Origin of the sequence: Curtobacterium sp. VKM Ac-1376 (assembly GCF_015351025.1) — a bacterium.
GTDB lineage: Bacteria > Actinomycetota > Actinomycetes > Actinomycetales > Microbacteriaceae > Curtobacterium.
On sequence record NZ_JADKRV010000006.1, the window covers coordinates 106,637 to 122,349 of the forward strand.

Below are 15,713 nucleotides of genomic sequence, written 5' to 3' on the forward strand. Positions count from 1 at the left end.
TGATGGGCTACAGCAACCCACCCATCCCGTGGTCGCAGTTCGAGCGCGCCCTGTCCGACAAGCGGAGCCCGGGCACAGCACACGAGGGTGATGGCGGGGACAGCCCGGCGTGGTCGCGGAAGCGCGAACCCTACGTTCCGTCGGCGCTCGACACCGACGGCGGCCCCGCCGTGCCGTACGCCGAGCTGCACGCGCACTCGGCCTTCAGTTTCCTCGACGGCGCCAGCCAGCCCGAGCACCTCTTCGAAGAGGCCGCTCGGCTCCGCTTGCACGCCCTCGCCCTCACCGACCACGACGGCTTCTACGGGGCCGCCCGGATGGCCGAGGTCGCCGAGTCGTACCCAGAGGTCGGCACCGTCTTCGGCACCGAGCTCTCGCTGGGGTTGACCGAACCGCAGAACGGCGTGCCCGACCCCGAGGGCTCGCACCTGCTCCTGCTCGCCGACGGGCAGGACGGCTACCACCGGCTCGCGGGTGCGGTCACGAGCGCGCACCTGGCCGCCGGGTCCGAGAAGGGCAGCCCGCAGTACGACCTCGACGACCTGGCGGCGCGGGCGGACGGCCACTGGCGCGTGCTCACCGGCTGCCGCAAGGGCACCGTGCGGCAGGCCCTCGAACGGGGCGGGGAGTCCGCGGCCGAGGCGGCGCTCCGGACGCTGCTCGACCGCTTCGGCAGCCGCAACGTCGTGGTGGAGCTGCTCGACCACGGCGACCCGCTCGACAGCGCCCGCAACGACGCCCTGGCTGCCCTCGCCGCGAAGCACGCGCTGCCCCTGGTCGCCACGGGCAACGTCCACTACGCCACTCCCGACCGCTTCCCGGTGGCCACCGCACTCGCTGCGGTCCGAGCCCGACGGAGCCTCGACGAGATCGACGGGTGGCTGCCCGCCGCCGACACCGCGCACCTGCGGTCCGGCGCCGAGATGGCTCGGCGGTTCGGACGCTACCCGGGTGCGATCGAGCAGACCGTCGCCCTGGCCGACGAGCTCGGGTTCCGCCTGAGGACGGTCAAGCCCGGGCTGCCCGACCTCGACGTCCCGGACGGGCACACCGCGATGTCGTGGCTGTGCGAGCTCACCTGGACCGGGGCCCGGCGGTTCTACCCCGGCAGCGCCGACGGCGTCGACCCGCGCAAACGGGAGCGCATCGAACGCGAGCTCGCCGTCATCGAGGACAAGAACTTCCCCGGGTACTTCCTGATCGTGCGCGACATGGTGCAGTACGCCCGCGGCCGGGGGATCCTCTGCCAGGGGCGCGGCTCGGCGGCGAACTCGGCGGTCTGCTACCTGCTCGAGATCACCGCGGTGGACTCGATCCGGTACGGACTGCCGTTCGAACGGTTCCTGTCGGCGATGCGCGACGAGGAGCCCGACATCGACGTCGACTTCGACTCGGACCGCCGCGAGGAGGTCATCCAGTACGTCTACGCGAAGTACGGGCGGTACAACGCCGCTCAGGTCGCGAACGTCATCACCTACCGGCCGAAGGGCGCGGTCCGCGACATGGCGAAGGCACTCGGGCACAGTCCGGGGCAACAGGACGCTTGGTCGAAGCAGGTCGAGCGGTGGGGATCCGTGACCGAGAGCCAGGACCACGACATCCCGCCTGCGGTCGTCGGGCTCGCGAGCGACGTGCTCGGGTTCCCGCGGCATCTCGGCATCCATTCCGGTGGCATGGTGCTGACCGACCGCCCGGTGGGCGAGGTCGTGCCGATCGAGCCCGCCCGGATGGACGGCCGGACCGTCCTGCAGTGGGACAAGGACGACTGCGCCTTCATGGGACTCGTGAAGTTCGACATGCTCGGGCTCGGCATGCTCGCGGCGCTGCAGTACTCGTTCGACCTCGCCGATGCGCACTGCGGGGAACGCTGGGAGATGCACTCCATCCCGAAAGAGGAACAGGGGGTCTACGACCAACTCTGTCGTGCGGACACCATCGGGGTGTTCCAGGTGGAGTCCCGCGCGCAGATGGGCACGCTGCCCCGACTGCTCCCACGGCGGTTCTACGACCTGGTGATCGAGGTCGCCCTCGTCCGTCCCGGGCCGATCCAGGGCGGTGCGGTGCACCCGTACATCCGGCGGCGAACCGGCGAGGAACCGATCACGTACCTGCACCCGGCGCTCGAACCGGTGCTCGAACGCACCCTCGGGGTCCCGCTGTTCCAGGAGCAGCTCATGCAGATGGCGATCGCGGTCGGCAACTGTTCCGGGGACGACGCCGACCTGCTGCGGCGGGCGATGGGTTCGAAGCGCGGGCACGAGAAGATCGACCGGCTCCGCGACAAGCTCTACGCGGGGATGGCGGACAACGGCATCCACGGTGCGGACGCCGACGCGATCTACGCGAAGATCCAGGCGTTCGCGAACTTCGGCTTCGCGGAGAGCCACTCGATCAGCTTCGCCCTCATCGTCTACGCGAGCGCGTGGATGCGGCTGCACTACCCGGGCGCTTTCCTCGCGGCCCTGCTCCGGGCGCAGCCGATGGGCTTCTACTCGCCGCAGACCCTGGTCGCCGATGCCCGGCGGCACGGTGTCCAGGTGCTCCGGCCGGACATCCTCCGGTCGGGCGTCGACGCGACGCTCGAACCGTTGGCCGACGGATCGGCCGTGGGACCGGGCGGCGGGGCCGCACCGGACGGCGAGACCGCACCGCCGACCGGGGACGACGCCTGCCTCACCACCGAGCAGCAGCCGGTCCTGCCCTTCGACAAGTCGCTCCCCGACGACACCGCACGGCACCGCCGCGACGGTGCCTTCGCGGTGCGGCTCGGACTCGCCGAGGTTGCGTCCCTCAGCCGGAAGACCGCCGAGAAGATCGTCGCCGAGCGCACCGCCGCCGGCCCCTTCACCGACATGTCCGACCTGGCACGCCGGGTCGGCCTGACCACGGCGCAGCTCGAGGCCCTCGCCGCGGCCGACGCCTTCGCGCCGTTCGACATCGACCGCCGCGGGGCGATGTGGTCGGCGGCCCAGGCCGCCGCCGAGCGTCCGGACCAGCTGCCGGACACGCAGGTGTTCGTGCAGCCGCCGCTGTTCGGCCAGATGACGAGCGGTGACGTCCTGATCGCGGACATGTGGTCGACGGGCATGACGACCGACGACCACCCCGTCCGGCACGTGCGGGACCGGCTCGCCGCACGTCGGGTGCTCAGCGTGCAGGACACCGCGACCGCCGAGACGGGCCGTCGGGTCGAGGTCGGCGGAATCGTGACGCACCGGCAGCGCCCGGCGACGGCGTCCGGGATCACGTTCCTGAACGTCGAGGACGAGACCGGGCTGGTCAACGTCATCTGCAGCGTCGGGGTGTGGGGCCGCTACCGCCGGGTGGCGCGTGAATCCCCGGCGGTGATCGTCCGGGGGATCCTCGAGCGTTCGCCCGACGGCGTGGTCAACCTGGTGGCGGACCGCATCGAGCACCTGTCGCTGTCCGTCCGGACGCGGTCGCGGGACTTCCAGTGACCGGCGGACGACGTGACCGGCGCGGCGACGTGCCCGGCGTGGTCAGCGCACCTCGGGCAGGCGCACCGTGACCTCGAGTCCACCGGAGGGCACGTTGCGGAGCGAGGCCGTGCCTCCCGCCCGTTCCGCAACCGCACGGACGATCGCCAGCCCCAGGCCGGAACCGCCGGGCAGGGCGCCCGCCCCGCTGGCGGTGTCCGGGTGCGGCCGCGATGTCCGGGCCTCGTCCGGGCGTGTGAACCGGTCGAACGCGACCGGGATGAACGACTCGGGGACACCGGGGCCGTCATCGGTGATCTGCAGCACGCCTTCGCCGCCGGTACTGCGCCAGGAGACGAAGATGCCGCCGCCGCGGGGGAGCGCGGCCACGGCGTTGCCCGCGATGTTCGTCACGAGCTGTGCCATCCCACCGGTGTCGATCCGGTAGTGCGGCTCGACGGTACCGCCACCGATGCCCGGGCCTGAGCCACCGACCGCGACCGGGGGTTCGAGGTCGAAGTCGACGGTGATGTCCTTCGCCGACGCGATGAGCCGGACGCGGTCGACCGCGGCCATCACCTCGTCGCCCAGGTCCGACCAGGCGGTGTCGGGGCGCTGGTCCCCGTCCTGTTCACGGCGTTCGGACTCCTCGATCCGCGAGAGCGCGAGCAGGTCGTTCGCCAGTCGCGACAGCCGGGCGACGCTGTGCTTCGCGCGCTCGATGTGTGCGGCCAGGGCCACCGCGTCGTCGCCGTCGAGCGAGGCGAGGTCCAGTTGGGTCGTCAGGATCGCGAGGGGCGTCCGGAGCTCGTGACTGGCGTCCGAGACCATCTGGCGCTCGCGTTCGGTGGCCTGTCGTGTCCGAGCGAGGAACGCGTTCAGAGTCGTGGCCAGGGACGCCAGCTCGTCCTGCGCGGGACCGACCGGCAGCTCGGCGCGCTCGGGCGCCACAGACAGCCGTTCCGCCTCACGCCGCATCCGGTTCACGGGACGGAGTGCGGCGGTCGCCAGCACCCAGGACGCGATGCCGAACGCGAGGAGGATGGCCACACCGGTCAGCGACAGGGTCGTCGTGAGGTCGTCGACGACGATGGCCTCGGCCTGCGAGTTCCTCGCGGCCACCACGGTCCAGCGACCGGCCTGGTTGACGGGATGCTCCACGACGACGCGGTACTCGGACCCGGAGACCCGGATGATCGAGGTCCCCGCGGCGGTCGACGTCAGGCTGCCGAATGCCTGCTCGACGCGGTCCGGCATCGTGGACAGCACGATGTCGCCGGACGGCGAGACGACGGCGACGAGCTGCGCGTTGCCAGGTGGCGACAGGTCGGGATCGCTGTCGACCTCGAGCGTGGCGACGTACGGGTCGGCGTCGGCGTCGAGCAGTGTGCGGGTCGCACTGGCGACCACGCTCACCACCTGGAAACGCATCACCAGGACGAGCAGCAGGATGACGATCGCGGCGATCGCGGTCGAGCCGATGGTGATCCGGGACCGCAGCGACAGCAGCCGCAGGGGCCGGATCGGACCGCGCCGTCGGCGGTCCGATCGTGGCGGGTCGGCGGCCCCGTTCACGCCCCGAGCAGATCCAGGCGGTACCCGCGGCCCCGGACCGTGGCGATCGCGACGGTGGCCTCGTGTGCGACGAGCTTCTTGCGGAGGTAGGAGATGTACTGCTCGACCACGTTCGGGTCGACGTGCTGCGACCCGTCCCAGACCTCTTCGAGGATCTTCGGGCGGTCGACGACGCTGCCGGCGGACCGGGCGAGCAACCGGAGCAGTGCGAACTCGGTCGGGCTCACGGCGACGCGTTGGCCCTTGATCGAGATGCGGCGTGCCTCGGAGTCGATCGAGACGTCGCCGACCTCGATCGTCCGCGGCGCTCCCGCGGACTCGCGGCGGCCGAGTGCCCGGAGCCGAGCGGTGAGCTCGGCGAAGGCGAAGGGCTTCGTGAGGTAGTCGTCCGCACCGGCGTCGAGCCCGAACACGCGGTCGTCCACGGCGTCGCGCGCGGTGACGAGCAGGATGCGCACCGGGTCCTCGCGCTCGCGGATGCGCCGTGCGAGTTCGAACCCGGACATGCCGGGCATCATGACGTCCACGACGGCCAGGTCGAACGCCTGCTCGCCGAGGGCGATGAGCGCCTCGACCCCGTTCTCCACCGCCGTCACGCGGTACCCCTCGGCAGCGAGTCCTCGCTCCATCAGGGCACGCATCTCGTCGTCGTCCTCGACCACCAACAGCCGCATAGTGGACCTCCTCGGACCCATCGTGGCATCGAACGGGCTCACTGGGCCGTTCTGCGGGCCGAACTCGCTGAATCTCGTCACAGGACAGAGCAGAACGGTCTGTCCCACGTTCTAGGGGCGTGAGCGGCGTCTGCTTCGTTGCTAGGCTCCCGCAGCGGACAGCGCGACCCGATGCGCCGCCCGCAGCACTGGGGGACCATGAACGACTCGATCGACCACCCTGCCATCGTGCGCCTGCGCGCCGAACTGGACGCGGCGTGGAAGGGGATCGGCGCACTCGCGCAGCTGGAGGACGTCCCGCGCGACCGTGTCGTCGCGGAACTGCGGACGGCGGTGCCAGACGTGGCGAGCCGCGCTGCACGCGAGGTCGGCAGCGACGCCGTCGTCGCCGAGATCACCCGCTACGCCGAAGCCGGGGCGCCGGAATCGGCGTCGGCGGTGCCCGCCGCGGTGATCTGGTGCGACGTCGTGCAGTCCGCGTCGGAAGCGGCGCGAGCCGCACGCTGACGCCAGCACGCCAGCACGCCAGCACGCCAGCACGCCAGCACGCCAGCACGCCAGCACGCCAGCACGCCAGCACGCCAGCACCCGAGCACGCGAGCACGTCAGCACGTCAGCACGTCAGCACGCGAGCACATCAGCGGCGAGTCGTCCACCGCCGGTCAGCCGCCCACGGGCTCGTCAGTCGTCCTCGCCCAGCAGCTCCTCGCGCACCCGCCGGATGTCCTCGAGCAGCGCCCCGATGAGCACCCAGTGCCGCGAGTTCGGGCGGACGACCTCGAGCGGCGCCGTCAGCGCGGGCTCAGAGTCGTCCGTCCACGCGTCGGCGTCGTCCCCGTCGGTCAGTCCGCCCGCGCCGAGTGCCGGGTCGAGCCGCGTGGACTCGACCCGGGCACTGAGCGCCCGGACGTCGGCCCCGATCCGCGCCACCTCGGTCGCGATGCCGTGCACCACCGGGTCGGCCCGGAGGTCGGGCGCGCTGTTGTCGCGGATCGCGCGGGTCATGCCGGTGACGCGGGTGACGAGGACCCGCAGGTGGTCGGTGATCGCGACGTCGCGGTCGAGGATCGTCCGGTGCCGGCCGCCGCGCGGGTTCATCGTGAGGGACTCGCGCGCTGAGCCGAGCGATGCCTCGGCCTTGGCGTGCTGCTGTCGGAGTGCACGAGCAGCGACGAGCGCCTCGTCCCAGCGGTCGCGGTCCCATCCCTCGGTCAGGCCGATCGCGATCCGCTCGAACGCCACCGCGGTGTCGCGGGCGAGCCGCGCGACGGCGAGGTGCGCCGGTTCGAGCAGCACGGGCGGCACGATGAGCGCGTTCACGACCAGCGCGACGACCGCGCCGATCACCGTCTCGAGGATGCGGTCAGCCGAGTAGTTCGGCGTGACGACCCCGGTGGTGAGCACGAGCATCCCGCTGATCCCGACCTGCGTCGCCGAGGTCGGGGTGAGCCGGAGCGCCCAGGCGATGAGGATCGCGAGCACGATGACGAGCAGCACCACCATCACGCCGTCGCCGAGCAGCAGGTGGAAGCCGGTGGCCAGCACGACGCCGATCACGACGCCCGCGCTCCGTTCGAGCCCCTTCACGAACGACTGGTTGATGCTCGGCTGCACCACGAGCAGCGCAGCGATGGCCGCGAAGGTCGGGAACGGCCCCTGGATGACGAGGCGGCAGAGCAGCACGGCGGCGACGACGGCGACGGCGGTCTTCACGACCTGCAGGAACGGCGTGCGACTGGAGCTGCGGAGACGCGTGACCGGGTTCACACCGACCACGGTAGCCACCGGGCGTGCGCCGAGCCGTGCACGAACGCGACGAAACCGCCGCGACACGGTTGACTGATGCCGTGTGGCCCAACCATGAGCGCGTCATCCCGCAGGCCTTCGCCGGCTCCGGGACCTCCGTGGTGGCCGCGCGGGCGCACTCGGTCGAGCCCTCGGGCAACGGCTACCTGTACGGCTACGAGGTCGACACGGTGGACCGGAACGGCCAGCGTGCCACCGTCCTGACCTACGTGGACACCGGCGGGACGCACGACCAGAACAGTGCCATCGTCACCGACCCCGCGACGAACGAACCCGTCTCGGTGTGGGCGTACCCGAACGACCCCGGTCTGCCGGTGCTGCCCCAGGCGACCTACCGCGACGCCGTCGCCGAGCTGCTCACCACGCTCGGCATGCCCGTGACCGACCCGGTGCTCACGGTGGCCGCCTACCGACCGGGCAAGCGTGCAGTGGTTCGGATCGACGCCCCCGAGCGCACGCTGTTCCTGAAGATCGTCCGCCCGCACCGGGTCGCCCCGATCGTGCAGGCGCACGAGCAGTTCGTCGCGGCCGGCCTGCCGGTGCCGCGCGTGCTCTCCAGCCGCGGTGACGGCCTGCTGGTCCTCGAACGGATCCGCGGCGTGCCCGCCGGCAGCCGCATCCTCGACATCGCGGACGACCCGCGATTCGTGGCGTCGCTCGCCGCCCTGAGCGGCCGGGTCGCCACCGTCCCGATGACCCAGCAGGCCCGTGCCGACGCGATGGACCACGCCGACTGGCACCGCCGCACGCTCGTCGCCGCTCTGCCCCACGACGCCGAGGAGATCGACCGGCTGTACGACGCGATCGGCCGCCGCTCGATCGGGTGGTCGAGCTCGACGAAGCAGGTCGTGCACGGCGACCTGCACCTCGAGCAGGTGTTCGTCGACGAGGACGAGCCGTGGCGCATCTCCGGCCTGCTCGACATCGACACCGCCGGGTGGGGATTCCCGGTGCGCGACGTCGGCGCGGTCGTCGCGCACCTCGTCGTCACCGGCCTGTGGCACCGTTCGCGGGGCGACGCGGAACGCGGTGCGGCCGCGGAGCGCCTGGCCGATGCCATCGCCCGTGACTGGGTCGCGCGCAACCCGCGTGAGGCGGACCGCATCGGCCCCGCCATCGGCGCGCAGCTCCTGGCGCACGCCGGCGGCCAGGCGACCACCGGTTCCGCCAACGGGATCCAGACGGCCGAACAGCTCCTCGCCGCGACGCAGGCCGCCCTGGCGGACGCGGCCCCGAGCCTCCCGACCGGTGGATCGACCCGTCCGCGGTCCGCGCCGCAGGTCTGAGCCGACCGTGGTCACCGTCGCGAAAGCGACAGGTCGGCGCGGAACATCCGTGGCATTCCGTCGCTTCCGCGGATTGGACGGGCGGGGAACCAGCGATCTGTCGCTGTCGCGGGGTGGTCGCTACCGGCGGACGGGAGGCGCGACGCGCGCGGGTGACCCCGACTCGCCTCCGTCGGTGGTCCGGGAGTAAACTGAGTGCGCACGCACCGCGTTCCCGCGTGCCGCGTCGATTCCGGACGCAGCCGTCGGTCACTTGATCGATGCGGGAACCGGGCCGTGACCGCTCCGTGGGGGCGTCACGTGCGTGTGACGACGCCGGATCCCGGCGCGGACCGTCGCACCCTGTGCCCACCGGGCGCTCGTGGTGGAGCGGACCGCGGGAGTCCACCGGACGTCCCGATGCGGGGACCGGCGTAGCAGCGGGCCACGGTGGCCCGCAGCCGGACCGGTGCCGCGCAAGGCTCCGGTGCAGGACTTCCCGCCCGAGGGCGGATCGCCCCGATGCGTGGGCGGAACAGGAGGAGCGTTGGCTCGATCAGGCACCCGGCGAGCTGCCGGCGGGACGCGGACCGCGTCACGTCGCACCAGGCCGCTGGACAACGACGGCGTGATCCCCGTCCTCGCTCGCGCTGTGCGCGAGGTCGAGGCAGCGGCGCAGCGCGGACCGCTCAAGGCGTCGAACCGGACGAAGTTCCAGGCCGTCGCCCTGCTCATGCGCGAGGAGCGTGCACGGGTGAAGGCGGACACCGACCTCACCGATGCGCAGCGCGCCGAGCAGCTCAAGCGGCTCGACGGCGTCGCGACGATCCTGGCGAAGACGGCGGCGCGCGACACGAGTGTCATCCAGCTCCTCGCCGAGGAACTGCCGGTCCCCGAGGCGACCCGCGCGGTCAAGCGCGACATGATGATCGCCGGGGGCATGGAACTCCAGCCGGAGGACCTCGTCATCGCGACGGAGCCCGCGCCGGTCGTCGAGTCCCCGGTCCGTGCCGTCGTGCCGCAGGCCGTCGTGCAGCGTCAGCTCGCGAACCCGTTCATGCCGCCGGACTTCGCCCTCGCCGACCAGCCCGTCGCGCACCCGCGCCGGCTCGCGAACTGGGAGCTGTTCGGGCCGCTGTTCAAGTCGTTCGAGTACGGCGCAGGCGGGGGAGCGGCGACGATGCCGCTGCCGGAGCCCACGTCGCTGCACTCGCGCTCGGGCACCACGCTCATGAAGCACCAGGCGGAACTCGTCGCCGCGGCGGCGCAGGGACACCGCACGTTCCTGCTCGCCGACGAGCCGGGTCTCGGCAAGACGGCGCAGTCGCTGCTCGCCGCCGACGCCGCGAACGCCTTCCCGCTGCTCGTCGTCGTGCCGAACGTCGTCAAGACGAACTGGGCGCGCGAGGCCGAGCGCTGGGTACCGAACCACCGTGCGACCGTCATCCACGGGGACGGCAACGACCTCGACGGGTTCGCCGACATCGTCATCGTGAACTACGAGATCCTCGACCGGCACGCCGGGTGGCTCGGGAACTTCGGGTTCAAGGGGATGGTCGTCGACGAGGCGCACTTCATCAAGAACAAGGACTCGCAGCGGGCACGGTTCGTGCTGCAGATCGCCGAGCGCATCCGGCAGCGCACCGCCGCGCCGCTGCTCATGGCGTTGACCGGTACGCCGCTCATCAACTCGGTCGAGGACTTCCGCACCATCTGGGAGTACCTCGGCTGGATCGACGACAAGAAGCCGCGCGCGAAGCTCATGAACGAGCTCGAGGAGATCGGCCTGACGCCGGCCGACCCGGGCTTCTTCGTCGAGGCCCGCCGTGCTGTGGTCGACCAGGGCATCGTCCGACGCCGCAAGGTCGACGTCGCCGCGGACATCCCGGCCCGCCGGATCGCGGACATCCCCGTCGAGCTCGACGGCGACGAGGGCCGCTCCATCCGCGACGCGGAGCGCGAGCTCACCGCGAAGCTCGTCCGCCGGTACCACCAGGCGCTCGACGCCCGCACCGGGCAGGACCCGGTCGTCGGCATCGACCACCGGCTCGTCCGGCAGGTCGCCCGCTGGGAGCTCGAGGACCAGGACGCCTCGTCGACCGGCGAGAACGTGTTCTCGATGGTCCGCCGCATCGGTCGCGCCAAGGCCCAGCTCGCGGCCGACTACGCCGCGCAGCTCGCGTCGAACGTCGGCAAGGTCGTGTTCTTCGCGAAGCACCTCGACGTGATGGACCAGGCGGAAGAGGTCTTCGCACGCCGCGGTCTGCGCACCGCCACCATCCGCGGCGACCAGACGGCGACCCAGCGGACGGCGCAGATCGACTCGTTCGTGAACGACCCCGACGTCGCCGTCATCGTCTGCTCGCTCACCGCCGCCGGCGTCGGCCTGAACCTGCAGGTGGCGTCGAACGTCGTGCTCGCCGAGCTGTCGTGGACGAGCGCCGAGCAGACCCAGGCGATCGACCGCGTGCACCGCATCGGGCAGGAAGAGCCCGTCACAGCGTGGCGCATCATCGCCGCGCAGACGATCGACACCAAGATCGCCGAGCTCATCGACTCGAAGGCGTCCCTGGCCGCCCGCGCGCTCGACGGCTCCGACGAGGAAGTCGTCGACTCCGGTGACATCCAGCTCGACGCGATGGCCGCGCTGCTCACCGAGGCCCTCGGCGGCTAGCGACCGCGGCGCGCGTCCCTCTCGCACAACCAAAGTCCGTCCGAACCACGCGATCGTGCGGTTCGGACGGACTTTGGTTGTGCGGGGCGTCGCGCCGGGGCGCGCGCGGCGGCGCTCAGATGCGGGACTGCACCTCGGCCAGGGACGGGTTGGTCGCCGTCGTGCCGTCGGGGAACACCAGCGTCGGCACCGTCTGGTCCCCGCCGTTGACCTGGGCGACGAGCTCGGCCGTGCCCGGGGTCTGCTCGATGTCGACCTCGGTGAAGGGGACGCCGGCCTTGGTCATCTGGTTCTTCAGCCGGGCGCAGTAGCCGCACCACGTGGTGGTGAACATCGTGACCGCGCCGGCTTCGGGGGTGAACTGCTCGCGGGTGATCGTGTCGCTCATCCCAGCAGGCTAACCCCGGGTGCAGGGAAAGCGCGCAACGCCTGGTAGACAGGAGCGTGTGAGCCACACGCACCTCGAGATCGAGCGTACCTACGACCTGCCCGAGGGCGGTGCTCTGCCCGACCTCGTCGGCGCGGGCGGCATCCTCCGCACCGAGCACCAGGAGCCGTTCGAACTGGACGCCACCTACTGGGACACCGAGCGGTACGACCTGGTGGCCGCACGGGTGACCGTTCGTCGTCGCACCGGTGGCCCCGACGCCGGCTGGCACATCAAGCGCTCCGAGTCGGACACGATCCGCCATGAGCAGCACTTCCCCCTGACCGACGACGCCGACGCCGTGCCGGACGAGGTCCTCGCCGCGCTGTTCACCGAACGTCGAGGCCGCGGCCTGCACCCCGTCGTGCGCATCACCACGACCCGCACGGTGTCCCGTCTGCTCGACGAGGACGGCGACCAGATCGCCGAGCTCGCCGACGACCACGTGACGGCCCAGCGCCTGGACGACGAGGCCCCGGAGACCGCGCGCACCTGGCGCGAGATCGAGGTCGAAACCGTCGGCGACGTCGACCCGCAGGTCGCGCACGAGCTGTTCGCGGCTCTCGACGGACGCTTCGCGACCGTCGGTGCCGGCCCCGCCGCCGTCGCGTCCAAGCTGGCACGCGGGCTGGCCGGAGCACCGGCACCGCGCCTCCAGACCGAGGAGAAGCCGGCCAAGGGCACGACCGCACGCGTCCTGACGAAGCGGCTGCGCAAGCTGCGCGTCGCGCTGCTCGGCCAGGAGGCCCGGCTCCGGTCCGGCGACACCACCGACCTCCGGCAGACGGCCGAGACCACCCTCGAGATCGCCGCGATCCTGGGCGGGTACCGTCCGGCGTTCCCCGCCGGCGACGCCGTCGACCGTGCCGCCGAGGCTGCGAACGGCCTGGCGGCCGTCACCGCGCGCGCCGCGCTGGCCGAGTACCTGATCGATCGGCTGCCGCGGGCGTCGTCGCCGGCCCAGGACGACCTGGTCGACGCGATGACCCGTGAGCGCATCCTCGCCTCGACACGCGAACGCCGCGACCAGTCGGTGCGGGACGTCGTGGCGTTCCTGCACGGTGAGCCGTTCCTCGAGCTGCTCGACGCCCTCGACGACGCGGTCGAGCGTCCGGCGCCGACGGCGTGGGCGCTCCGGTCGCCGAAGCAGGTCGCGCAGGACGTCGGTGCCGAGGTGAAGCCGCGCGTTCGCGAACTCGTCCGCGCTGCGGTCGCCGACGACACCTCGGACACCGCCGCCGAGCGCGAAGCAGCCGACCGCGGGACCACCGAGGCCGCGTGGCAGGCGACGATGCGGGCGCGGATGGCCATGGACGTGCTCGGTGACGACGCGTTCCCCCACGCGCTGTGGAAGCGGATCGGCACCGCGGCAGACGTGCTGACGGAGCGGGTTCGCTCCCTGCACGCCCTCGACATCCTGCGCGCCAACGCGGCGATCGCGGAGCGCGGCGGCGAGGGCACGTTCGGGTACGGGGTGCTCGCGGGGGACCGGGTGCGCCTGGCCGAGGAGTCCTACGACGAGGCGGTGCACGCGCTCAACCGCGTGTGAGCGGGCTGCGTTCGCGGCTGTCGTTCGCTGCGTTCGCTGCGTTCGCGGCGTTCGCTTGGTGAGTAGAAATGGTCGGGTCCCCGTTCGGGACCCGACCATTTCTGCTCACGAAGTGCGCGGCGGCGCTCAGCCCGCGGCGATCGGGTTGGCGGTCGCGGCGGCGGGCGTCTCGTCGGCGAGCCCGAGCACGTCGAGCAGCCAGGCGAGCTCGAACGCCCGCTCCTTCCAGGACGCGTACCGACCGCTCACGCCTCCGTGTCCGGCGGACATCTCGGTCTTCAGCAGCACCGGCGCCCCGACCTCGCGGAGCTTCGCGGTCCACTTCGCGGGCTCGACGTACAGCACGCGGGTGTCGTTGATCGAGGTCACGGCGAGGATCCGCGGGTACTGCACGTCGTCGCGGACGTTCTCGTACGGGGTGTACTCGCTCATGTAGCGGTAGACCTCGGCGTCGTGCAGGGGGTCTCCCCACTCGTCCCACTCGATGACGGTCAGGGGCAGGTCCGGGTCGAGGATGCTCGTCAGTGCGTCGACGAACGGCACGGCGGCCAGGATGCCGGCGAAGCGGTCCGGTGCGATGTTGGCGACGGCGCCCATCAGGAGCCCACCGGCGCTGCCGCCCTCGGCGACGAGGCGGTCGGCGCTGGTGCGGCCGGAGGCGATCAGGTGGTCGGCGACCGCGACGAAGTCGGTGAAGGTGTTCTTCTTCGTCAGGGTCTTGCCGTTCTCGTACCAGTGCCGGCCGAGCTCGCCACCGCCACGCACGTGTGCGACGGCGAAGACGACACCGCGGTCGAGCAGCGAGAGCCGCATGACGCTGAAGCCGGGATCGATGGAGTGCTCGTACGATCCGTAGCCGTACAGGTGCAGCGGCGCCGGGGTGCCCTCGTCGATCGCGTCACGACGCCACACCAGCGAGATCGGCACCCGGGTGCCGTCCTCGGCCGTGGCCCAGTCGCGCTCCTGCACGTAGTCGGCCGGGTCGTAGCCGCCGAGGACCGGCTGGCGCTTCAGGACCGTGACCTCGCCGGTCGCCAGGTCGAGGTCGCTGACCTCGGAGGGGGTGACGAACGACGTGTACCCGAGGCGGAGCGTGGGCTGCTCCCACTCCGGGTTGCCGCCGAGGCCCACCGAGAACAGCGCCTCGTCGAAGGGGACCTCGTGCGCGTCGCCGTAGCCGTCGCCCTCGATCGGGATGATCGCCACACGGGGGAGCGCCTCGGAGCGGTACTCCAGGGCGAGGTGGCCCGCGAAGGCATCGACCGACTCGATGCGCCGCTCGCTGTGGTGCGCCACGACGACCCGGCGGTCGCGCTCGGACGTCGGATCGTCTGCGGGCACGTCGACGAGCTCGAAGTTCTCGGCCCCGTCGTTGTGCAGCACCAGGAACCGGTCGCTGCCGCCGACGATCGCGTGCTCGATCTCGTACTCGACGCCGTCGCGCCGCGGCCAAACGACCTGGAACTCGCCGGTCGGGTCAGCCGCGTCGAGGACGTGCGCCTCTGACGTGATCTTCGACCCGAGCTCGATGACGATGTACTGCGACGAGCGCGTCACGCCGACGCCGACCCAGTAGCGGTCGTCGGGCTCCTCGAACACCAGGACGTCCTCGGACGCAGCGGTGCCGACCGTGTGGCGCCAGATCTTGTCCGGCCGCCAGGAATCGTCGACGGTGGGGTAGAACACGTAGCGACCGGCCGGATCGAAGGTCGCACCGGCCCCGGTGTTCGGGATCGCGTCGCCGAGATCGGTGCCGGTGGCCAGGTCGCGGACGTGCAGGGTGTACCGCTCGTCGCCCTCGACGTCGATGCCGTAGACCAGCCGGGTGCCGTCATCGCTGATGTCGTAGGAGCCGAGGGAGAAGAACTCGTGCCCGTCGGCCAGGGCGTTGCCGTCGAGGACGACCTGCTCGCCGGGGAGCGTCGACTCGCCCTCGGTGACCTCGGGCGGGGTCCATTCGTCGGGGCCCGCGACGGGGGTACGGCAGTGCACGCCGTACTGGCTGCCCTCCGCGGTGCGGGTGAAGTACCACCAGCCGCCCATGCGCACGGGGACCGAGAGGTCGGTCTCCTGCACGCGGCTCTTGACCTCTCCGAAGATGCGGTCCCGCAGCGGGGCGAGGTGCTCCGTCGCGGCGTCGGTGTGGGCATTCTCGGCCTCGAGGTACGCCAGGGTGTCGGGGGATTCCTTGTCCCGCAGCCACTCGTAGTCGTCGACGAACTCGATGCCGTGGTGGGTCCGTGTCACGGGCCGCTTGGCGGCGCTGGGCGGAGTGGATGCGGTGTGCTCGTTGCTCACCGTCCCAC

The 15,713-nt window shown here is 71.8% G+C and carries 10 protein-coding genes; 5 read left to right on the plus strand and 5 right to left on the minus strand.

The window, feature by feature from the left end; translation table 11 throughout:
- Nucleotides 1-2 precede the first annotated feature (2 nt).
- Nucleotides 3-3,458, plus strand: a complete 3,456-nt coding sequence (locus ITJ56_RS09555; protein WP_194630090.1) for an error-prone DNA polymerase — start codon at nucleotides 3-5, stop codon at nucleotides 3,456-3,458.
- Nucleotides 3,459-3,500: 42 nt separating this feature from the next.
- On the opposite strand, the gene ITJ56_RS09560 is transcribed toward ITJ56_RS09555, so the two are convergent.
- Both ITJ56_RS09560 and ITJ56_RS09565 read right to left on the minus strand, forming a co-directional pair.
- Entirely contained in the window at nucleotides 3,501-5,012 is a 1,512-nt protein-coding gene (locus tag ITJ56_RS09560) for a sensor histidine kinase (protein WP_194630092.1), read from the minus strand.
- On the minus strand, nucleotides 5,009-5,686 hold the full coding sequence (locus ITJ56_RS09565) for a response regulator transcription factor (RefSeq protein WP_111084549.1): 678 nt from the start codon (nucleotides 5,684-5,686) through the stop codon (nucleotides 5,009-5,011). Before ITJ56_RS09565 ends, ITJ56_RS09560 begins: the two co-directional genes overlap by 4 nt.
- A 198-nt stretch (nucleotides 5,687-5,884) precedes the next feature.
- Here ITJ56_RS09565 and ITJ56_RS09570 point away from each other — a divergent pair, with 198 nt between their 5' ends.
- Nucleotides 5,885-6,193 carry a hypothetical protein gene (locus ITJ56_RS09570; RefSeq protein WP_194630094.1) on the plus strand — a complete coding sequence of 103 codons (309 nt, stop codon included), beginning with the start codon at nucleotides 5,885-5,887 and terminating at the stop codon, nucleotides 6,191-6,193.
- A 174-nt stretch (nucleotides 6,194-6,367) separates the two neighbouring features.
- Here the strand turns inward: ITJ56_RS09570 and ITJ56_RS09575 are convergent, their stop codons facing one another.
- Nucleotides 6,368-7,453, minus strand: a complete 1,086-nt coding sequence (locus ITJ56_RS09575) for an FUSC family protein (protein WP_194630096.1) — start codon at nucleotides 7,451-7,453, stop codon at nucleotides 6,368-6,370.
- An 80-nt stretch (nucleotides 7,454-7,533) separates the two neighbouring features.
- Here ITJ56_RS09575 and ITJ56_RS09580 point away from each other — a divergent pair, with 80 nt between their 5' ends.
- Both ITJ56_RS09580 and ITJ56_RS09585 read left to right on the plus strand, forming a co-directional pair.
- The gene (locus ITJ56_RS09580) at nucleotides 7,534-8,778 is read left to right on the plus strand and encodes a phosphotransferase enzyme family protein (RefSeq protein WP_194630098.1); all 1,245 of its coding nucleotides are present in this window, start codon (nucleotides 7,534-7,536) and stop codon (nucleotides 8,776-8,778) included.
- Between the two features lie 526 nt (nucleotides 8,779-9,304).
- Nucleotides 9,305-11,431 (plus strand): DEAD/DEAH box helicase, encoded by a 2,127-nt coding sequence (locus ITJ56_RS09585; protein WP_194630101.1) that lies wholly within the window; start codon nucleotides 9,305-9,307, stop codon nucleotides 11,429-11,431.
- Between the two features lie 115 nt (nucleotides 11,432-11,546).
- Here ITJ56_RS09585 and ITJ56_RS09590 read toward each other — a convergent pair whose 3' ends face one another.
- Nucleotides 11,547-11,819: a mycoredoxin gene (locus ITJ56_RS09590; RefSeq protein WP_194630103.1), complete on the minus strand. Its 273-nt coding sequence runs from the start codon at nucleotides 11,817-11,819 to the stop codon at nucleotides 11,547-11,549.
- Between the two features lie 58 nt (nucleotides 11,820-11,877).
- Between ITJ56_RS09590 and ITJ56_RS09595 the strand changes: the two genes are divergently transcribed.
- Complete coding sequence (locus ITJ56_RS09595) at nucleotides 11,878-13,407, plus strand: CYTH domain-containing protein (protein WP_194630113.1); 1,530 nt, start codon at nucleotides 11,878-11,880, stop codon at nucleotides 13,405-13,407.
- 126 nt (nucleotides 13,408-13,533) lie between these two features.
- Here ITJ56_RS09595 and ITJ56_RS09600 read toward each other — a convergent pair whose 3' ends face one another.
- Entirely contained in the window at nucleotides 13,534-15,705 is a 2,172-nt protein-coding gene (locus ITJ56_RS09600) for a S9 family peptidase (RefSeq protein ID WP_194630115.1), read from the minus strand.
- Between the last annotated feature and the right edge of the window lie 8 nt (nucleotides 15,706-15,713).

Coding starts and splice junctions, on each gene's coding strand:
- ITJ56_RS09555 (WP_194630090.1), top strand. CDS start 3: ATGGGCTACAGCAACCCACCCATCCCGTGGTCGCAGTTCGAGCGCGCC.
- ITJ56_RS09565 (WP_111084549.1), bottom strand. CDS start 5,686: ATGCGGCTGTTGGTGGTCGAGGACGACGACGAGATGCGTGCCCTGATG.
- ITJ56_RS09570 (WP_194630094.1), top strand. CDS start 5,885: ATGAACGACTCGATCGACCACCCTGCCATCGTGCGCCTGCGCGCCGAA.
- ITJ56_RS09590 (WP_194630103.1), bottom strand. CDS start 11,819: ATGAGCGACACGATCACCCGCGAGCAGTTCACCCCCGAAGCCGGCGCG.